Annotated in this window: 19 protein-coding genes and 3 pseudogenes; 6 read left to right on the plus strand and 16 right to left on the minus strand. The window is 63.1% G+C overall.

Features of this window, described 5'->3' with window-relative positions; translation table 11 throughout:
- Positions 1–23: 23 nt before the first annotated feature.
- The 8 genes and pseudogenes from AC1DWT_RS23885 to AC1DWT_RS23920 all read right to left on the minus strand — a co-directional run.
- Positions 24–776, minus strand: a complete 753-nt coding sequence (locus tag AC1DWT_RS23885) for an NADPH-dependent F420 reductase (protein WP_477922498.1) — start codon at positions 774–776, stop codon at positions 24–26.
- A 64-nt stretch (positions 777–840) separates the two neighbouring features.
- A pseudogene (locus AC1DWT_RS23890) lies at positions 841–1,047 on the minus strand (hypothetical protein); the annotation flags it as partial.
- Positions 1,048–1,334: 287 nt separating this feature from the next.
- On the minus strand, positions 1,335–2,660 hold the full coding sequence (locus AC1DWT_RS23895; protein ID WP_477922476.1) for an NtaA/DmoA family FMN-dependent monooxygenase: 1,326 nt from the start codon (positions 2,658–2,660) through the stop codon (positions 1,335–1,337).
- Positions 2,661–2,795: 135 nt separating this feature from the next.
- Positions 2,796–2,984, minus strand: a complete 189-nt coding sequence (locus tag AC1DWT_RS23900; protein ID WP_061699501.1) for a hypothetical protein — start codon at positions 2,982–2,984, stop codon at positions 2,796–2,798.
- Between the two features lie 84 nt (positions 2,985–3,068).
- On the minus strand, positions 3,069–3,830 hold the full coding sequence (locus tag AC1DWT_RS23905) for an SDR family NAD(P)-dependent oxidoreductase (RefSeq protein WP_477922477.1): 762 nt from the start codon (positions 3,828–3,830) through the stop codon (positions 3,069–3,071).
- Between the two features lie 116 nt (positions 3,831–3,946).
- The gene (locus tag AC1DWT_RS23910; protein ID WP_061699503.1) at positions 3,947–4,654 is read right to left on the minus strand and encodes an NADPH-dependent F420 reductase; all 708 of its coding nucleotides are present in this window, start codon (positions 4,652–4,654) and stop codon (positions 3,947–3,949) included.
- A gap of 31 nt (positions 4,655–4,685) precedes the next feature.
- Complete coding sequence (locus tag AC1DWT_RS23915; RefSeq protein ID WP_477922479.1) at positions 4,686–5,138, minus strand: SbtR family transcriptional regulator; 453 nt, start codon at positions 5,136–5,138, stop codon at positions 4,686–4,688.
- A gap of 48 nt (positions 5,139–5,186) precedes the next feature.
- A pseudogene (locus AC1DWT_RS23920) lies at positions 5,187–5,261 on the minus strand (TetR/AcrR family transcriptional regulator); the annotation flags it as partial.
- A 338-nt stretch (positions 5,262–5,599) separates the two neighbouring features.
- On the opposite strand from AC1DWT_RS23920, the gene AC1DWT_RS23925 reads away from it, so the two are divergent.
- The 6 genes and pseudogenes from AC1DWT_RS23925 to AC1DWT_RS23950 all read left to right on the plus strand — a co-directional run bounded on the left by AC1DWT_RS23925 (position 5,600) and on the right by AC1DWT_RS23950 (position 10,269).
- Positions 5,600–5,863: a hypothetical protein gene (locus AC1DWT_RS23925; RefSeq protein WP_061699504.1), complete on the plus strand. Its 264-nt coding sequence runs from the start codon at positions 5,600–5,602 to the stop codon at positions 5,861–5,863.
- 60 nt (positions 5,864–5,923) lie between these two features.
- Positions 5,924–6,308: pseudogene (locus AC1DWT_RS23930) on the plus strand (LLM class flavin-dependent oxidoreductase); the annotation flags it as partial.
- 314 nt (positions 6,309–6,622) lie between these two features.
- On the plus strand, positions 6,623–6,820 hold the full coding sequence (locus tag AC1DWT_RS23935) for a hypothetical protein (protein ID WP_061699506.1): 198 nt from the start codon (positions 6,623–6,625) through the stop codon (positions 6,818–6,820).
- Between the two features lie 1,058 nt (positions 6,821–7,878).
- A complete protein-coding gene (locus AC1DWT_RS23940; RefSeq protein WP_477922480.1) occupies positions 7,879–8,475 on the plus strand; it encodes a TetR/AcrR family transcriptional regulator in 597 nt (198 codons plus the stop codon).
- Between the two features lie 281 nt (positions 8,476–8,756).
- The gene (locus tag AC1DWT_RS23945) at positions 8,757–9,500 is read left to right on the plus strand and encodes an NADPH-dependent F420 reductase (protein ID WP_477922482.1); all 744 of its coding nucleotides are present in this window, start codon (positions 8,757–8,759) and stop codon (positions 9,498–9,500) included.
- 34 nt (positions 9,501–9,534) lie between these two features.
- Positions 9,535–10,269, plus strand: a complete 735-nt coding sequence (locus AC1DWT_RS23950) for an NADPH-dependent F420 reductase (protein WP_477922483.1) — start codon at positions 9,535–9,537, stop codon at positions 10,267–10,269.
- Positions 10,270–10,399: 130 nt separating this feature from the next.
- Here AC1DWT_RS23950 and AC1DWT_RS23955 read toward each other — a convergent pair whose 3' ends face one another.
- The 8 genes from AC1DWT_RS23955 to AC1DWT_RS23990 form a co-directional block, all read right to left on the minus strand.
- The gene (locus AC1DWT_RS23955; protein WP_231914103.1) at positions 10,400–11,278 is read right to left on the minus strand and encodes a TIGR03620 family F420-dependent LLM class oxidoreductase; all 879 of its coding nucleotides are present in this window, start codon (positions 11,276–11,278) and stop codon (positions 10,400–10,402) included.
- Positions 11,279–11,430: 152 nt separating this feature from the next.
- Complete coding sequence (locus tag AC1DWT_RS23960; protein ID WP_156517553.1) at positions 11,431–11,595, minus strand: hypothetical protein; 165 nt, start codon at positions 11,593–11,595, stop codon at positions 11,431–11,433.
- A gap of 124 nt (positions 11,596–11,719) precedes the next feature.
- Entirely contained in the window at positions 11,720–12,160 is a 441-nt protein-coding gene (locus AC1DWT_RS23965) for a nuclear transport factor 2 family protein (protein ID WP_477922484.1), read from the minus strand.
- A 115-nt stretch (positions 12,161–12,275) separates the two neighbouring features.
- A complete protein-coding gene (locus AC1DWT_RS23970; protein WP_477922486.1) occupies positions 12,276–13,238 on the minus strand; it encodes a TIGR03619 family F420-dependent LLM class oxidoreductase in 963 nt (320 codons plus the stop codon).
- 64 nt (positions 13,239–13,302) lie between these two features.
- Positions 13,303–14,946 (minus strand): FAD-dependent oxidoreductase, encoded by a 1,644-nt coding sequence (locus AC1DWT_RS23975; RefSeq protein WP_477922488.1) that lies wholly within the window; start codon positions 14,944–14,946, stop codon positions 13,303–13,305.
- 52 nt (positions 14,947–14,998) lie between these two features.
- On the minus strand, positions 14,999–15,847 hold the full coding sequence (locus tag AC1DWT_RS23980) for a mycofactocin-coupled SDR family oxidoreductase (RefSeq protein ID WP_477922489.1): 849 nt from the start codon (positions 15,845–15,847) through the stop codon (positions 14,999–15,001).
- A gap of 400 nt (positions 15,848–16,247) precedes the next feature.
- A complete protein-coding gene (locus tag AC1DWT_RS23985) occupies positions 16,248–17,087 on the minus strand; it encodes a mycofactocin-coupled SDR family oxidoreductase (RefSeq protein WP_477922490.1) in 840 nt (279 codons plus the stop codon).
- A 1,006-nt stretch (positions 17,088–18,093) separates the two neighbouring features.
- Positions 18,094–18,447, minus strand: a 354-nt coding sequence (locus tag AC1DWT_RS23990) for an NAD(P)(+) transhydrogenase (Re/Si-specific) subunit beta (protein WP_477922492.1), incomplete at its 5' end; no start/stop codon positions are given.

An 18,447-nucleotide genomic window follows, 5' to 3' on the forward strand; every position in this document is an offset into this window, starting at 1 on the left:
AACCGCCGCTCGACACGGATCGCTCACTGCGCCGCAGCACGCCACTCATCTGTGCGCTCACGCGTTGCCTGCGCCAGTGCCTTCAACGTAGCTTCCCGATCAAACTCTTTGCCGTAGAACGGGGTTCCCGGCTGCTGGCGCCAGGAATCTTCGACTGTGCCGGCGTCGACAGGGTCAAAGCCGAGCTGATTGATCAGATCGAATACCACCTGCTTCTGCAGTGCGTCGTCGCCGGCGATTGGGATCGCGATCCGGCCGCTCGACCCTTCCGGTAGGCCCTTCTCGAGAAGGTGCTTCCACCAGATTCCATTGAATGCCTTGAACACCGGCACCCCGAGGTGGTCTTGCACCCATTCACTTTCCACCTGACCGTCTTCGATGGCGGCGATCAATCCGTCTCGCTGCTGCGGATAGTAGTTGTTGGTCTCGATCACCGGAGCACCAACTGCCGCGCCTGCGAGGATGCCGGCGGGAAGGTCCACGACGTTCTTCTGCGGGATGCTCACGATCACCAGGTCTGCACCCTCGGCGGCTTCGGTGTTCAGTACCGCCTTTGCGCCGGTCTCCGCCTCGAGGTCTGCGAGGGTGTCGGGTGTCCGAGAGTTCGAGACGCGCACGTCGTGACCGAGCGCAGTCAGCCTGCGTGTAAGAGTGCCACCGATCTGACCGGCTCCGATGATTCCGATGCGCATGTTCTTGTGCTCCTTCGCCGAGTGCCGCGATACTTCGCGACTGCTGCAAGCGTCAACAACCGACACCGTCGGATAGTTCCGCATGGGCACATTCAGCTCGACCTGATTCAAATGCTTGACAGTTCGGCACGGACGGCTAAATTCCGGGTCAAGTCCCAGCGGGTGGTGTACGACGTCGTCGCGCAACTTCTCCTCGTTGGTGAGTCCAGGCAGTCAAGGCCGGTCTCACCTCCTCTGTGGGCTCGCTAGTGCTGTCGGTGGGCTTGGCGTTGAGGGAGCGGGCCAGCACGTTCAGGCCGAGATCGCGGCGTCCTTCGGTCCATTCATCGTGTTGTTCGGTCTGGACCGCCGGGACGTGGCCTCGACGTCGGCTGCGGTGAAGACGCCTACGCGCTCTGGTGGGGCTGGCCATCTTGAGCCTCGATCCCACAGGCACCGCTCGCCAACGGTGGTCCAACCGCTGGAAGGCGGCACTGAATGCCTTCGAGATCACCTTCGACGGACGCCTGTCCGCCGGGCGAAAGTAGCCACAAATCAACCAGTTACACCGTTATCTGGACAGACCCAACCTAGCGCCGATATTTCCCGCGCCGATAGTGCCTATCTCATGTAGATAACCTCCCAGATGATGTTTGATTGAAGTCACCGCGTGACGCGCGGATCGACTCCATATTGGGCCGGTGCGCCGAGGTGTTCTCGGAGGGTAGCGCCGTCATATTCCCGGTGGAACAGCCCGCGCTCCTGGAGGATCGGCACCACGCCATCAACGAAGGCGTCAAGCCCATCCTCGTATATGTCCGGCGACACCCAGAAGCCGTCAACAGCGTCTGCCTCGAACCATTCCTGCATGTGGTCAGCGGCGTCGGCGGCCGGTCCGACGATGACGGGGTGGTAATCGATCACACCGTGCGCGAGCACGTCGCGGACCGTCCAGCCTTCACGCGCGATCTTAAGTGCATGGACCGAGCGCGGGTCGACCGGTGATGGCCGCGCCTTGGACAACTGCTCCGGCGGTAGTGGCTCGTCGAGCCGCGCAGGATCGAGGCGCAGGCCGAGCATCCGTCCAAGATAGGACGCGCGCTGAGGAAATGTTCGTCCGCTCAAAGTGATTCGGCGATCGAGACCTTCCCGCCTATCGCTCGCGATCGTCGTCATCAGGCCGGCAAAGAATTTGAGCTCGTCCGGGTTCCGCCCGGCGCGTTCGGCCGCTTCACGAAACGCGGCGCGCTGCGCACGCGCATCGTCGATCGTGAAAGCCGCGCCGATGACGCCACTGGCGTAGCGGCCGGCGAGATCGAGGGCGTTCGGACTGCCTCCGGCGTGGAAGATGACGGGTTGCCCCTGCTCGGAAGGAGGAATGTACAGCGGCCCGCGCGAGGCGACGAAATTGCCGCCCATATTGATGGGAGCGATCTGCTCGGCGTTCGCGAAGCGGCCCGTCGCCTTATCGTGCACCCATGCAGCCTTTCCCCAGCTGCCCCAAAGGGCTTGTACCAGCTGGACCGTCTCATGCGCCCTCCCGTAGCGTTCGGAGCTGGACGGCAGTCGTGCGCCATAATTCGCCGCGACGTCCTCGCCGCTCGATGTGACGGCGTTCCAACCGGTCCGTCCATGACTCATGACATCCAGCGCCTTGAACTGTCGCGCGAGGTTGAACGGCTCGTTAAAGGTGGTCGAGCCGGTCGCGACGAGGCCGATCCGGCTCGTTTCGCGGGCAACAGCTGCCAACGTAACCATGACGTCGAGATTGAAGTTAGGCGGCTCATTCTCAATGTCGCCGACGTGACTGGGACCGTCCGGCAGGAACAGGAACTGGAGCTTTCCACGCTCGGCCGCTTGGGCATGCCGAACCTTCGCGTCGAAACTCGCATAGCTCGTGGGGTCGACCGCCGGGGCGCGCCAGGCACCAGGCAGGTTGCCGTACCCGTTGCCCAGATGCATGCCGATAATCATTTGTCTGGTCATCATGTCCTCTTTCCGTGCGCAGATCCGAGCTGTTCGCGCTGTCGGCTGCGCGCTATACGGAGATACTCTCCGTTTCGAATCCAATGTTTGGCGTTGGCCGTTTCCTTCGACTCGTTACTCCGAGCGTCGGTTGTCGACCTATTCGCCGAGAAAGTCCGGGAAAAGCAGAAACGCAAACTCGCCACGCTCGGCGGCTCGGGCGTAGCGGACCTGGGCGTCGAAGCTGGTGTAGTTGGCGTCGACGCCGGGGGCGCGCCAGGCCGAACTCTGCGAGCCGTACCCGCTACCGGTGTGCAACCCCAGGATCATCTGCTTCTTGCTTGTCATGTTTATCGGCTTTCGGAGTTCGGGTGGCCGCTTGGCCATGCGCGGAGGTGCACTACCCGAAGGGGGGCGCACCTCCGCCTCGCCTCAGGGGGCGACGTAGCCGCCGTCGATGATCAGTTCTTCGCCGGTGACGAATTTCGCCTCGTCAGATGCGAGATACAGGATGCCGTAGGCGATGTCGGACGATTCGCCGATGTGCGGTGGCAGAACCGAGTTCACGGGGTCCGCAGCCTCCTCCTTGGTGATGCCGTAGTTCTTGATGAGGCTTGTGTAGATCGGGCCGGGGTGAACCGAGTTCACACGGATGCTGTCGGCAGCGAAGTAGTTCGCCGCGTGCTTGGTCAGGGACCGGACTGCGCCTTTCGAGGCAGAATAGGCAGCGCCGCCGCCGTCGGCTGGCCCGGAGATGATGGCCGCGAGCGACGAGACGTTCACGATCGCGCCACGCCCTGCGGCCTGCATGACGGGAATGACGTTTTTCATACCGAGCCAGGTGCCTGTCGCATTGATCGCAAGAACCTTGTTCCACTCGTCGAGTTCAGTATCAAGAAGGCCCTTGGGGAGGGCGATCCCGGCGTTGTTGACCAGGATGTCGATAGTTCCCCATAAAGCGGTGACGTCGGCGATGACCCGTTTCCAGTCCTCGGGTGAACTGACGTCGAGCATGTGCGCGATCACCTCTGTTCCCGAGGCGGAAATCTCTTCGACGGCGCGGCCGAGTGCGTCCTGCGATACATCGGTGACGACGACTTTGGCTCCCTCGGCAGCAAAAATATGCGCCGTGGCGAGTCCGATACCGCTGGCAGCTCCGGTGATGACGGCGACCTTGCTGTTCAGGCGTGGCATTTATTGTTCCATTCGTGTTGTTTCAGCGGGGATTTCCGCGGGTCCTTGTCTCATCGGGTGACGGCATACACCGCACGTTCGCGGCCCGTACCCTCCTGGAGGTCGGTTCTTATGCGTCAGAACTGTCGCGCCCCGACATCAGGGCGATGCGAGGCAGCAAGCAGCGTGCGCAGACGGTCTGCCGAAACGGGGGCCCCGGGGTCGGCGAGGTAATCGTTTTTGAGTCCGTCTGCGCTGGCGGCGTAGATCGGCGTGTAGGCACCGGACTCCGGTTCGAAGCGCCACGACTCGGCGAGCGTCCCGGCGTCGACCGTGTCGAATCCAAGCGCGTTCACGATGTCGGAGACGCGCGCCTTGGCTGCGGTGTCGTCTCCGGCGACCGGCAGTGCTGTGCGCGGGAGGGAGTTGGCGAGGTTCGGGATGTGGTGGAAGAGGATGTTGTTGAATGCTTTGACGATGAGCGTGTCCGGGAGGAGGGTTTGCTCGTACTCGGCGGTGGTGCTCTCGAGGGTGTCCAGTTGCTCGATGCGACCGTCCCGGTGGGGGTAGTAGTTACCCGTGGAGAGGATCGTCTTTCCCGCGAAGGCGTCTATGGGCAGGTTCGGGTAAGCGGCTAGCGGTACGGCCAGGACCGGGATGTCGCCGAACTCCGCTGCCGCACGGACCTCGCCGGCCTGTGCCCGGGGGCCGAGCTCGTCGATCAAGTCCGTGAGCGACTCAGGTCCCCGCGAATTCGCGATCAAGACTTCGTAGTCGGCCGCGATAGCCAACCGAGCGATCGCTGCTCCGATCGATCCGCTGCCAATGATTCCAATGCGCTTCATGTTGCTCTCCTTGCTGATGATGGATTAGTACTCACGCCCGCACGAGGCGTGATCGTCTCGGCACTACCTTTTGTCGGCGGCGCCTGACGGGGGATCTGTGTGTGGGCAACTCCCACCCGTTTCTGGTGAGAGCGGCCAGGGCCGCGGCAGATTCGTCGTCAGCCAAATCCGCACCCCGCACCCAGCTGGTGGCCAAAGTGGCAAGGAAAAGGTCCCGGCCCTTGACCTCGCTGCGGGCGCTTCCCTCGCCCTGGGCGGCCTGGAGGAACTCCTCGATCGTCGTGACGAATCCCTGGCATGTCACAGCCAGCGGGGACGGGCTGGCCGTCGTTGCAGCTCGCAGCGGCTCGGGCAGACCATCGAATGCGCCAGCCCATTCGGTGAGCACGTCGAGCCAGCCGTCGAGCGCGGCGGCGGCGTTCGCCGACCGGGTACGGAGTTCGTCACGTCGGGACAGCAGAGCCTTGTCACGCGCGGCGAGCAACGCTTCCCGGTTAGGGAAATGCCGGTATAGGGTGCCCGCGCCGACGCCGGCCTGTTTTGCGATCGCATCGAGCGAACCGCTGACGCCGTGTTCCGAGAAATACTGCTCGGCGATGTCGAGGATGTGGCCCGGTTACGTCGGGCATCAGCCCGCGGGGCACGAACCCTGCTCGTCACGATCTCACGCACTACTGCGGTTACCTCACTTTGCCAAACGGGGAGTGTCTCCGTATCCCTTCTTCCTAAGAGGAGACTATCTCCTTTTAGCCTACGTGTCATCTCCGACGGATCGACACATTCGCCGACGAAGGTTGTGCCCGTCGACCCCACCAGCACATCCCGGCCGGCGACCACGAGCTGGTCCTCTTCGAAGTCATCGACCACCAACGCTACGACGATACGGCCCCGTTGACCTATTACAACCGCCACGTCGACGCTATCCACCACGGACGAAAGTAGGCAATGTCCCGGAAACAGATTCACCTTGCCACCACAAGCGGCAATGTTCTGGGCGCCAGCCCATACGCGTGGCTCGACCCTCAGGTCGACCCCACCGACTACGTCAACATTCACGCCGTGATGCGCTACGCTCAGGCCGCCGAACGCGGCAAGTTCGATTTCATCTTCCTCGGTGACTTCCTCGCCCAAAACCCAGCGCAGCGAGGCACACTCGCCGAACCAGACCCTCGAGCCAACCGTCGTGGCCACCGCCATCGCGCTGGCTGAGCGATCGGTGTAGTCAACACCGTCAGCGCCACATTCGAAGAGCCATACAATATCGCTCGCGTGCTGAAGTCCCTCGACGTCGTCTCCGGCGGACGCATGGGCTGGAACGCCGTGACCACCTCAGCCCCTCAGGCTGCCGCAAACTTCGGGCGCAGAATCGATGACCGCGATACTCGCTATGCCCGGGCCGACGAAGTCATCCAGATCGTCCAGGCACTATGGGGCAGCTGGGAAGAAGACGCCTGACGAGATCCCGCCATCCAAGCAGGGCCAGCCAGTCATGGCTCACGCTGGCGCCAGCCCGCACAGCCACGCCCACGCCGGCCGCTATGCCGACATCCTTGTCAGCGAGGTCTTCACTATTGACGACGCCCGGCGCCAGCGCGAGTCGGTGCGCCAAGCCGCGAAATCCGCTGGCCGCAGCCCCGATGACATCAAGTTCTTCCCCGGGGTGATGCCCACCATCGCCGCGACCTACGCAGCGGCGCTGACTCAGCGCGGAAAGCTGGTCGAGCCCGACATTGTCCAGCACGTGCACTACCTCGGCCAGCTCATCGGCCCGCCGCTGGGGCCAAGCGACCTCAACGCCCCATTGAGCGCAGATCAGCTGTCCATTGCGCACACCAACCCCGGCGACCCACAATCGTTGAGAGCACTCGAGGTCGCCAAGGAAGGCTGGACCGTGCGCGAGGTGCTCCACCACGCCGTCATCGACTACCATCCGCTCCCATCGGCTCGCCCGAGGTCGTCGCCGACCACATGCAGGAACGGTTTGAGGCCGGCGCCGCCGACGGATTCCTCGTCATCCCCGGCGTTCTCGCCTATGGCATGGACGCTTTCGCCGATGGAGTCATCCCCATCCTGCAGCAGCGCGGCCTGTTCCGTACCGAGTACGAAGGCGAGACCCTGCGCGAGAATCTGGGCATCGGTCACCAGTACGGCCTGCGCCGGTCCTAGCCCCAGCCAAATCCGATTTCGCATCGTTCGGATCCTCAAGATCGTCATAGATCCGGCGGCGGAGCGCTCAGCAGTCATCCCCGCAGCATTCGGAAAACAGTGCGAGGATCTGGTGATTCAAAATGTGTATATCGTGACCCGCAGTGAACATGGCTTGCCAAAAAGCGAACTTGAGCTCTGCGATCACCCTCCCTGTCGTCGACTCGCGACGCCGCGTCTGGCATAGGTCCCGCTGCGGGGTGTATTGCGCCTATTTGGGGAGGGAAGGCCCCTTTCGAATGTGCTGTCCCGCGGCCACCGCAGGCCATAGACAGTCGATGGTGCATCCGAAACTGTGTTCCGGGTGGACACTTCAGCAAAGTGCGAAGGAAGCATCGGTGCAGCCGAGATACGTGCATCCCACCCGTAAAGATCAACCGCCTCCGCCGTGCCGCCACCGGTAGCGGCGACGTAAGTGCTCGAGCGCGGAGCGCCCGCTCCTCCCCCACCATCACCCAGGACCAATTAATCGCCTGGCTGCGTGAACTGCTGACCGGTAACAGCGAATCCCTGCCATATCGGATCGCCGGCACACTGCAGCTCCTCTACACTCAACCAATCGCGAGGATCGCAACACATCGCACCAACGACATCCTCCTGGCGTCAGACGGTCCATATCTTGCCCTCGGCACCCATCCTGCGCCCATTCCGACGCCGTTCGCGGACATGCTCACCGAGCACCTCGCACAACGACCCAACCTGCATGCCGTCCGAGATGGTGAATCGGAGTGGCTCTTTCCCGGCCGCACGCCCGGCAGTCACCTGCACCCCAACACGATCATGAACCGACTACGCACCCTCGGTATCGATCTCCGCGGTACTCGCACGACCGCAATCCGAACATTGGTGACTGAGGTGCCTGCTCCGATCGCGGCGGACATGCGGGGCTTCAGCCAGCAGATCGCAGCCGTAGCCATCCACTCCGGCGAGTTGACCGGATACAGCCTCCGTTTTATGCTGTCCCGGTATCCGGAGGCGGTATCCGATTTGAGGTGGAGCCCGGAGCAGACAGGAGACGTATGAGTGCTGAAGAGCAGCCGGGCCGCCGGCCGCGCGCGGATGTCCAGCGCAACCGTGCTGCTCTGCTGGAGGCGGCTCAGCGTCAGTTCCTGAAATTCGGGGTCGGCACTTCAATGGAGGCGGTCACCAAAGACGCCGGCGTCGGGCCGGGCACGTTGTATCGGCATTTCCCGAACCGCGAGGCGCTCCTGGCGGCGGTGTTGCAGTCCCGTTCGGAAGTACTAGAGGCACGTCGCGCCGATATCTCGCAGCTCGACGACGCGTTGGAAAAGCTGCGGCGCTGGCTGCACGCGATGGAGGAATATTTCAGCGCGTTCAGCGGGTTGCCGGAACCGCTCATGGCTGCCGCGAGGGCATTGGAACCGGACAACCCGCTGACGGTGCCCTGCGAGAACATCATCGCGACCACCGAGGAGTACGTGCGCGCCGCGCGGCTCACGGGACAGGTGCGAGCCTCGGTAACGGGGCGAGACTTGTTCCTCCTGGCCGTCTCGGTGGCGTGGACCATGGGCGCCGCCGAGGCCGACTATGAGGTACTCGACCGTCTCCTGACACTCATCGAAAACGGCTACCGCAACCAAAACAAAAAGCAGTAGAGCAGCACCGACTTTCGCAGCGGGCAGTCCGATCCAAAAGCGGAACTGTCGAATTTGCGTTCGGTAACACCCGGTACAAACCGGCCGTCCGTCGTTCGGCAGATCTGTGCGACCCGGCGCTGTGGTGGTCGCACATCTGGCCCGAGATCTGTAGGACCGGAGACCAGGAAAAAGCCGCCAGGCAAAAGCTGTTTCACGCCTCGGCCGGCACGGCGCCTGCGAAGTGTCCGCACAGCCCTGCCCGATGAATGAAATCGATAAATAACCCAAGGAGTTACTGGATGAAGATAGGTATTCTCGGTGTCGGCCATATCGGTAAGACACTCAGTCGAAAGTTGAGCGCGGCCGGACACGATGTGAAGGTGGCCAACTCGCGCGGACCCGACACAATCGACGCCACGGTCCTGGCCACGGGAGCACGTGCGGTGCCCGCGTCCGAGGCAGTGAAAGACGTGGACGTCGTCATCCTCTCCGTCCCGCTGAACCGCGTTCCCGAGATCGCGCCGCTGCTCGCTGGCGTACCCGCTGAGACGGTCGTTATCGACACCTCGAACTACATTCCGGGGCGTGATTCCCAGATCGCGGCCATCGAAGCCGGCCAGGTCGAAAGTCTCTGGGTCGCACAACAGCTCGGCCAGTCGATCGTCAAGGCGTGGAATGCCATCGGCTCCGGCTCCTTCGCCCTTAAAGGCACGCCTCCAGGGATTCGGGGCCGTATCGCGATCCCGGTCGCGGCCGACGACGACAGCGAACGCGCGGTCGCCATAGCGCTGGTCGAGGACACCGGATTCGATGGATTCGATGCCGGACCGCTGGCGCAATCGTGGCGCCAGCAGCCCGGGGCACCGGTTTATTGCACAGATCTCACCCGCGACGAGATGCCGGCCGCCCTAGCGCGCGCCGAGGCCGCGAGATTGCCGAAGCGGCGCGACCTGTCGGGCGCCGCCATCGCCGAAAGGGTTGGCGTTGGAACGAACCCCGACTCTGAATACCACGTCCGCCTCAGCCGCGCACTGTTCATGTAGCGATCCGGACACGATAGAAGGGAAGGAACACGATATGAGGATTTCCGTTATCGGCGCCGGAGCCATCGGCGGCAATATCGCACGCCGGCTCAGCGAGGCCGGACATGAGGTACTGGTCGCGGACGCCCGTGGGCCGGAGGCCGTCGCCGCCGACGTCCGGAAAGCAGGCGCTCGCGCAGTAGACCTCGACGCCGCGACCCACGACAGGGAGGTCATCATCCTGTCGATCCCATTCTCGAAGCAGCCCGAGCTCGCCGGCCTCCTCGCCGGAGTGTCCGACGATACGGTGATCGTCGACACCTCGAACTACTACCCCGGCATGAACGGCCACATCGAGGCGGTGGACAACGGACAAGTCGAGAGTGTGTGGAGCGCGGAGCAGCTCGGCAAACCGATTGTGAAGGCGTGGAACGCCGCGCTCGCGGGGACACAGCAGACCAAGGGAGTACTCGCCGGAACGCTCGGCCGGATCGCTATCCCCGTTGCCGCCGATTCGGAACGAGCACGCCGGACCGTCATGCAGCTCGTCGACGACACGGGCTTCGATCCCGTCGATGCCGGGGCTCTGGCCGAATCGTGGCGGCAGCAGCCGGGGACGCCCGCCTACTGCACCGAACTGGATGTCGCGGAGTTGGGGCAGGCCCTGGCAGCGGCCGACAAGGACGAAGCGCCCCGTACTCGTGACCGGCTCGGGGAGCATTTCGCGAGCCTCACCGAGGCGCCCTCGCTAGACGAGACCGTCGCGATCAATCGCGCCGCACACCGCTGACCCAGCGCCTAGTGGCCGCCGACGACCTCTCTCCGGGTGGGAGAGGTCGTCGGCCCCTGTCGGTGCTGCTTTGTCGCGCGGCTATCTCCACGCCGACCAATGGCAAGCCGAGCACTAGTCGCCGGTGCAATTACAACTGCAACGCCGAGGCGAGTTCACGGAGCGCCGGCCGCGGGTCGGTCGACGGCGTGTCCGCGAGGACCTGCACAACGACGTGGTCCGCGCCGGCGTCGAGATGTGCGGTGAGCGCAGCGGCCGCGTCGTCGGCAGTACCCATGCCGACCAGTGCGCGGGCCAACCGGTCCGATCCACCGCCGACCAGGTCGGGCTCCTCGAAACCTTGGCGCAGCCACGAGTTCCGGTAGTTGGGCAGCGACGAATACATAGTGAGGTGGTCGTGCGCACGCCGAAGTTGATCGTCCGTATCGCCACCGATCGCCACAGCTTGTTCGGTGACGATCCAGCGATCGGCGCCGAGGATCGAGCGGGTCACCTGTGTCTGTTCGGGTGTCACCAGATACGGATGGGCGCCGTTGGCGTGCTCGCCGGATAGTTCGATCATCTTCGGTCCTAATGCGGCGAGCAGGCGTAGCGGCCTGGCGCCGGGCTCGATCTCCGGGGACAGTGCGTCCATGCGCTCGAGATACGTCCGCATCGTTGCCAGCGGCTTGCGATACGCGCCTCCGGGCAACTGTTCGACGAACGGGCTGTGGCTGACGCCCAGACCGAGCACGAACCGTCCCGGGTACAGGGCGCTGAGGATGCGGCCGCCGGATTCCGCCGCTGTTGGTATCCGAACGTGGATATTGGCGATGCCGGTGCCGACCACCAGCCGGCCGGTGGCCGCGAGAAAGGCCGCGGATTCTACCAGCGCGTCTTTGCCGCCGCCCTCGGGCATGAACAGCGAACCGAACCCCAGCGCTTCGATCTCGCGGGCGATGTCCTGTGCCTCACGTATCGGCCACGCCTCGCTGTTCCACCAGACACCGACCTTTGACGGAAACTTCATGCCGGCAGTTCGATCGGACATAATTCGTGACCTACTCTCCTGGTTCGTCGGTTATGTTGCCTATAGCGAAGCAGTGCGTCCGGTGCACACCACGGCGACCGGAATATGCCGAATCAATCACGATGTGACCGGCACTTTTATCGGACAACGGCCTACTCGTCTTGGGCGGGCGTGAAGGCCGGGACGTACTCGTCGGTTTTCGCCGGCCCGGACGTGGGAAACGCCGCGCGGACTCCCAGTCCCGCACCGAGGGTATCGTGCTCGATATCGACGAGCTGGGTCCACCAGGTACTCAGCGTCAGCGGTGGCCTAACCATGGTCGACTAGCGGCGACGAGTTCGGCGACGCGGGCGCTCCGACCCGTCACGGTTGCCCTGTGACGACAGGGCAACATACGGGGCCGTACCGGACGGATTCAGGCCACGATCTGCCGCCAGAGCACTATGCCGGGGCAGCGGGGAACTGCCCGACCTGCTCGGGTTCGAAGGTCTTCACAAGCACCCTCTTGGAGATCAGCCACATGGAGTTGACCTTTCTGTACTCGTCTTCGTACAGAACGTTGAACCGCAGCCGAGGACCGCCGTCGGCGTGCTGCACCTCGCATATACCGAACGCAACGCCCGTCGCGCCCGTTTCCGACCGAACAGTGATCACGTGGTTGGTCATGTGGTGAACGACGTGTTCCACCGATGCCATCAATTCGTCTCCGTAAGCCGCGATTGCCTCGCGCCCCACATGGAGACCGGAATCGACCTGGCGCTCGTCGAAAACGCAATCCTCCGTGAACACTTCGGCCGCCCACCGGGCGGGTTCGCCCGTGTCGAGGAGAAGGGCGTAGCGATGGTTCAGCTCGATGATGGCAAATTTGTCTTCAATGGACATGTGTGCAGACCTTTCGTCAGCCGTAACGAATAAATGGACAGTCGTGTCCCCAGGTGCCTCCCGCCGACAGGTTGATGCAGGTGTCCTACGGGCGAGGAACGGGTTCTGATACTGATCAATAGGCCGAACGGCCAACGGCTCGAGGCCCAACCGCTGCGGTAACCGCCGGCCAGGACCGTCGCGACGCGATCGGTGGGACGAGTTCTCCGACGAGTCCGAGCGCATCGGCGGCGGCTTCCATCCAGGATGCCGCCTGGTCCGGGGTGAGCTCCCCGAAGGGTCCGCCGAGCACGACGAACTCCGCTCCCGCGTCGGCGAGATCACGCGTTACCGTCGCGGCCCCTTCCGGCGCAACGACATCCGGGCGAACCCCCACGACCAACTGTTCGCATGCGCCGCTCTGCGCCTCCATTCGGCGCAGCCTGCCGCGGCGCTCGGCGAACTGGGAGGGAGTCAATTTGGTGGCATACCAGCCGTCCCCACGCTGGACTGCACGGCGGAGCGCTGCCGAGCTGTGTCCACCGATGAGCACCGGCAGCCGGACGCCTTGCCGAGGAGGCGGCGCGATGCCGACTCGGCCACCGTCGGGCACCGCAGCGTCGGCCTGCCAGCATCCCCGCAATGTGTCGATGCCCCGATCGGTGCGCCGCCCACGATCGGCCCAACCCTGCTCGAGCAGAGAGAATTCCTCGACCATCCACCCGCTTCCCACGCCCAGCAGGGTCCGGCCGCCGGAGAGCACGTCCAGGGACGCTACCTGTTTAGCCACGCCGATCGGGTGCCGCAAAGGAAGTACCAGAACTCCGATGCCGAGCTGTACTCGTTCGGTGCAGGCGGCAACGAAGTTCAGCGTGGCGAACGGGTCGAGGTACGGGGTGGACGGATCGAATGGTGGTCGCCCATTGCCACTGTACGGATACTCGGTCAACGGAGCGGCCGGCATCACGATATGGTCGGAAACCCAGACAGACCCGAAGCCCCGTCGTTCGGCAATACGGGCAAGCCGGCGGATCGTATCCGGCTGTGCATTCGGACCCAAGTTCGGCAACGTGACACCGATATGCAGTGGGTTACCCATAGGAATCTGCCCTTCGACTACGCGAACACTACGTACGTTGCCGGCTTATCGCCGTTCGATCCTGCTATTCCCGGCTCGCGCACTCGGCTACGGTCAGCGCCATGGTGAGCGCCCGGCTGAGGGAGAATCCACCTTGGTAACTGGTTCCGGTCGCTGTGAAGGCGGCGACAGCGCCCACCGCGTAGAGATGGGGAATGGGTTTTCCGCTGATGTCGAGCACGTGTCCGTCGGGATCGGTACGAACACCGCTCATTGAGATCGAGACCATGTTGAGACGCAGACGCATACCGAAGTACGGTGGCGTGGCGACGGGCGCGATATTGGGGTGCAGCTCGTGCGTAGGGTCTCCGTAGAAGCGCTGTACGTACGGATCGCTTCCCCGTCCGAATCGCGGATCGGCGGCCGTCGCCGCAGGGCCATTGAATTCGGCGGCCGTTCGTTCGAGTTGCACGCCGTCGATTCCCAGCTTGGTGCCGAGTTCCTTCATCGTCGTAGCAGATTCGACCAGGCCTTCTTCGTAGTCCCCGCCGGGGTCTGCACCGACTCCCCCATAACGACGATGGTGTTCCTCATCCCAGATCATGTAGATCGGGAAATGTTGCGCGTCGGGGGCCAGCGCCTGCCACGCCAGATCGCCATAGTACGAATCGTCGCAGAAGCGCTCTCCTCTACAGTTGACGATGAAAGTATGCGGGTACGTATACTCTTCCCGTCCGAGAAATGCGTTCGCCTTCCCGGAGAAGTATCCGGGGATATACGGCGCGGAACGTGCCGGAAACTGAACGAGATCGGCGCCGGCCGACGCTGCAAGACGGAATCCGTCGCCACGGTTCGTTCGCGGAGCCATCGTTCCGTAGTCCTGCGCTCCTAAGCCGGTGAACCGCTTCACCAGAGCGGGGTCCGAATCGAACCCGCTCGTGGCGAGGACCACCTTGCCCCGAAACGTTTCCCGTCCCGCGGATGTATCGACCACTACACCCGCGACGCGTTCATCCTCGATGATCAGCGCCTCCACACGGTGTTCCAACCGGATCGTGATCTCGTTTCTGCGCGAGGTGGCGTGCAGAAAGTTCGCGACAACACCGGTACCGAATCCGAGCAAGTTAATTGGCCTGTCGGTCTCCGAAAGCTCTCGGGTCGGCGGTTCGACTTTGCCCCCGTCAGAGCTCGGAGTCAGCGCGGCGGGTGTCTTCCCGGTCTTCTCGTGGATTTCCCAGTAGTTGGTCTCGTAGGGAAAGTGCGGGGTATAGCGCAACTTGTCCCGCCAGTCTCCGAGCAGATCAGCGTCGAATACAGCCGAGAGATAGCGTCCGTACTCGGACCATCCCGGCGCCCCGGCATGGCTGTCCGGCATTGCTGGAATGATTTTCCATTGGACTACCCCGAGGTTCTCGAAATACTCGACCGCTCGCGGCGACATCGTCAGGAATCGATACATGGCCGAATCGTCGAGCAGCTCGGGATAACGTCCGGCCGTCGCTTTGATGAATGTCGCGGCGTTTTCCATACTGTCGTGAACGCCTTCGCGAAGCATCACGTGGTTCGCGGGCGACCAGACCACTCCGGCCGAGTAGGCTGCGGCCCCGCCCACCCTGTCCGCCGCTTCGAGAATCGTCACCCGGAATCCGCGTTCTGCCGCGGCGATCGCGGTAGCAAGGCCTCCGAGGCCTGCCCCGACCACGAGGAGGTTCTCGTCGATCTTGTTCATCATGCGCTCCTGTTTGAACTTGTGCGAGGCCCGGGTCCGTGCCGTCAGCCGGTCACTGGTGGGGGATCTTGTTGGGCGCCATGGCTCCCGCGTCGATGACGTGTGTGGTGCCGGTGACGTAGCGAGCGTCGTCGGAGGCGAGGTAGACCACCGCGTTGCTGATGTCGATGGGTTCGATCCAAGGCACACGCAGGCCTTGCAATTGAACGAAAACTTCTTCCACCTCGGCTCGCGTCGGGTTCGCGAGGTGGGGAAGGAAGACATTGTGCACCACCGGGTTGTTGATCATCGGTGTGTCGACGTTCCCGGGATGTAGTGAGTTGACCCGAATGTTGTGCGGGCCGAGCTCGACCGCGAGCGCGCGCATGAGACCGGTGACGCCGTGCTTGGAGGCAGTGTAGTGGGATAGATCGGCGTACGCGATCAGACCGGCAAGTGAGCTGGTGAGGATGATCGATCCGCCCCGCTTCCGCTCGATCATCGACGGCACCGCCGCCCGCACGGTCTTCCACGAACCGGTGAGATTGACGTCGATCATCTCCTGCCATTGCTGTTCGGACATTTCCCAGGAGGGCGCGAAACTGGTGATGCCGGCATTAGCCACGACGATATCGATCCCACCGAGCTCCCCGACCGCCTCGGCAACAACGGCCTGGAGCCCGGCCAGATCCCTGATATCGCACTCCCGATGAATTACCCGGCGGCCCGTCGTCTCGGCCAGTTCTGCCGTACGGGCAAGATCCTCGGAGGTGGGCAGGGCATAGGGCACGGTTTCCATCGGGGTGCAGATATCTATCGCCACCACATCGGCGCCTTCCTCGGCAAGCCGCAGGACATGTGACCGTCCTTGGCCACGGGCGGCGCCGGTCACCAGCGCGACCTTGTTGTCGAGACGTCCCATGGTGGTCCTCCTTGTTCGATGCACCGGCGGATACCGGCGATGACGGTTGCCGACGGAGCGCCGGAGTATCTCTCTTATGCCGATCCGAGGCGACTCGCGGTCCCGGGACCCGCAACGTTGTCAGCAGCACCACCACGGCAATAGCCATCAGATAGAAGGCGGGCGCGTAAGTGGTCCCCGTCTGCGCGACCAGGAATGTCGAGACGTATGCCGCGATTCCGCCGATCAGCCGGAAGACGTTGTAACTGATGCCGAATGCCATGTACCTGATACTCGTGGGGAAACGTTCCAGCGCGGCGGTCACGTACACCTTCGTATCGTTATCAGACACGAATCTGCCTCTCCTGAATGGCGTAATGGCCAACGAGAGTCACTCACGCGGAAAGCGATCCGATTCGTTCTACTTGATGAGTGCACCCGCGTCGACAGGAAGGGCGACACCGGTGATGTACCGAGATTCGTCGGAAGCCAGAAACAAGAACGCATTGCTGACATCTGCCGAATCCACCCAGGGAATCGGCAAGGCGTTCACCGTCTGAGAAGCCGGAGCGAAGTCCTCCCTGGTTGGATGCTCGAGATCAGGTCGGAACAATCGACGCATGGCCGTGTTCTGGATCATGGGTGTGTCCACCTGCGTGGGGCTCACTGCGTTCGCACGAATGCTGTGTGGAGCCAATTCGATTGCGAGCGTACGCATCAGTCCGATCACGCCATGCTTGGCTGCCACATAGTGGCCGATGTTCGCGTACGCCTTGTGCCCAGCAGCCGAGCTGGTGAGAACGATGGAGCCGCCCTGATTGGCGATGAGATGCGGAACTGCGACCTTCGCCGTGTGCCAGACGCCGGTGAGGTTGATATCGATCATTGTCTGCCATGTCGCTGCGTCATACTCCCACACAGACTGCGGTCGACTGGTGATACCGGCGATACCGGCATTGGCGCATACTACGTCCAGCTTGCCTAGCCGTGCGACGCCGTCGTCGACCACCTTCTCGAGCCTGTCGAAATCACGGACGTCGGCCTTTGCCGCCACAATGCGCCGGCCCAGAGCTTCTACCTGCTTCACCGTCTCGGCGAGATCCGCGTCACTAGCACCTTCGTACGGGCTGTTGGGAATATCCTCACAGATGTCCACCGCAATGATGTCGGCACCCTCTTGCGCCAACCGCACAGCGTGGCTACGACCCTGCCCCCGCGCTGCGCCGGTGATGAACGCAACCTTGCCCTCAAGTTTTCCCATGAAATCAAGCTCCTTTTCTTGCGGTGCGGGATCCGCGATCGCCGCAGTGAAATTTCGTCGAGCGAACCGCCGACGCGCTAGCGCAAGCGCCCGCCGTCACGCCCTCCACCGGTCGTGCCCGGGAACGATCCGGCGGTCCAAAGCCTCGACAGCGCGCCGAGACTCGTCGAGGCCTGCCGCTGTTGCCATGCCCGGGAACACCATCGATGGGCTCACAACGAAGGTCAGCACGGTTTCGCCGGCGGCTACGCCAAAGACGAGGAGGGCCTGGCGCCATGTCAAGCTATTCTTGATGGACCTCGCCGTAAGTTCCGAGGCACGACTCGGCAGTCTCTGCTCATTCGGGGCACATCAGCTCTCCTGACAACATGTTCGTGTGGTCGAGCGCCTCTCAGCTGCCCTGTCCGCTGTCACCCGTGCGAGCGGCAAGTGGCCATCCAAGTATACGTATGACCCCATAATACTGACTATGTCTGTCCAAATCAATAGTCGGACCGACGTGCGCGGCTGTCGCCGGAAATCGCGAGGCCCGGTGTAGCCGACCGCATGCACCCATGTCCATCTAGCCGCATTTCCATCCAAGTCAGAGGTGACGGCGAGCATTTCGGGCTGCGGCGTCCGGTGGGCGAGACCGGGATATGTGGGAACCGCCGACAGCCTGTGGGCGAGTCCAAACACGACTACCACTACCGCCACACCTTCGCATGCGCTCCGGAATTGATTGCTGCAGTCGATAACTGGGCGGAACCCTACAACGGGGTGTCCGGTCCGATGTCAGTGCCGATCGGTCCAGCTACTTGCGCAAAGGGGTGTGCGACGGGCTGTTCGATTCGATTTCGGCGACTTACGAGAGGGTGCGGCAGGTCTTACTGTCGGCGTGCGAAGTTGGTTCTGCACGCCCTGGGCGCCGCGAATGCATATCGGGTTAATTTACTGACCGATCTGTTTCGATGGGCTGTGCGTGGGCACCTCCCATCGGGATGTGCCCACGCATGGCGCTTATCTCCTATAGGGCTTTGAGTTCCTCGGTGACCTCGGCGACCGACTTCTTCGCGTCCCCGAACAGCATCGAGGTGGTGTCCGCGAAGAACAGCGGGTTGTCGATGCCGGCGAACCCGGAGTTCATCGACCGCTTCAGCACGATCACCGACTTCGACTGATCCACATTCAGGATCGGCATCCCGTGGATCGGCGACGACGGATCGTTGCGGGCCGCCGGGTTGGTGACATCGTTCGCACCGATCACCAGGGTGACATCGGTGCGGGCGAACTCGTCGTTGATGTCGTCCATTTCCTTCATCGCGTCGTACTCGACGTCCGCCTCCGCGAGCAGCACGTTCATGTGCCCGGGCATCCGGCC

This window comes from Rhodococcus sp. P4_B6, from assembly GCF_056402215.1.

Coding starts and splice junctions, on each gene's coding strand:
- AC1DWT_RS23970 (WP_477922486.1), bottom strand. CDS start 13,238: ATGGGTAACCCACTGCATATCGGTGTCACGTTGCCGAACTTGGGTCCG.
- AC1DWT_RS23975 (WP_477922488.1), bottom strand. CDS start 14,946: ATGAACAAGATCGACGAGAACCTCCTCGTGGTCGGGGCAGGCCTCGGA.
- AC1DWT_RS23910 (WP_061699503.1), bottom strand. CDS start 4,654: ATGAAGCGCATTGGAATCATTGGCAGCGGATCGATCGGAGCAGCGATC.
- AC1DWT_RS23955 (WP_231914103.1), bottom strand. CDS start 11,278: ATGAAGTTTCCGTCAAAGGTCGGTGTCTGGTGGAACAGCGAGGCGTGG.
- AC1DWT_RS23925 (WP_061699504.1), top strand. CDS start 5,600: ATGTCCCGGAAACAGATTCACCTTGCCACCACAAGCGGCAATGTTCTG.
- AC1DWT_RS23905 (WP_477922477.1), bottom strand. CDS start 3,830: ATGCCACGCCTGAACAGCAAGGTCGCCGTCATCACCGGAGCTGCCAGC.
- AC1DWT_RS23980 (WP_477922489.1), bottom strand. CDS start 15,847: ATGGGACGTCTCGACAACAAGGTCGCGCTGGTGACCGGCGCCGCCCGT.
- AC1DWT_RS23885 (WP_477922498.1), bottom strand. CDS start 776: ATGCGGAACTATCCGACGGTGTCGGTTGTTGACGCTTGCAGCAGTCGC.
- AC1DWT_RS23940 (WP_477922480.1), top strand. CDS start 7,879: ATGAGTGCTGAAGAGCAGCCGGGCCGCCGGCCGCGCGCGGATGTCCAG.
- AC1DWT_RS23945 (WP_477922482.1), top strand. CDS start 8,757: ATGAAGATAGGTATTCTCGGTGTCGGCCATATCGGTAAGACACTCAGT.
- AC1DWT_RS23935 (WP_061699506.1), top strand. CDS start 6,623: ATGCAGGAACGGTTTGAGGCCGGCGCCGCCGACGGATTCCTCGTCATC.
- AC1DWT_RS23960 (WP_156517553.1), bottom strand. CDS start 11,595: ATGGTTAGGCCACCGCTGACGCTGAGTACCTGGTGGACCCAGCTCGTC.
- AC1DWT_RS23965 (WP_477922484.1), bottom strand. CDS start 12,160: ATGTCCATTGAAGACAAATTTGCCATCATCGAGCTGAACCATCGCTAC.
- AC1DWT_RS23900 (WP_061699501.1), bottom strand. CDS start 2,984: ATGACAAGCAAGAAGCAGATGATCCTGGGGTTGCACACCGGTAGCGGG.
- AC1DWT_RS23950 (WP_477922483.1), top strand. CDS start 9,535: ATGAGGATTTCCGTTATCGGCGCCGGAGCCATCGGCGGCAATATCGCA.
- AC1DWT_RS23895 (WP_477922476.1), bottom strand. CDS start 2,660: ATGATGACCAGACAAATGATTATCGGCATGCATCTGGGCAACGGGTAC.
- AC1DWT_RS23985 (WP_477922490.1), bottom strand. CDS start 17,087: ATGGGAAAACTTGAGGGCAAGGTTGCGTTCATCACCGGCGCAGCGCGG.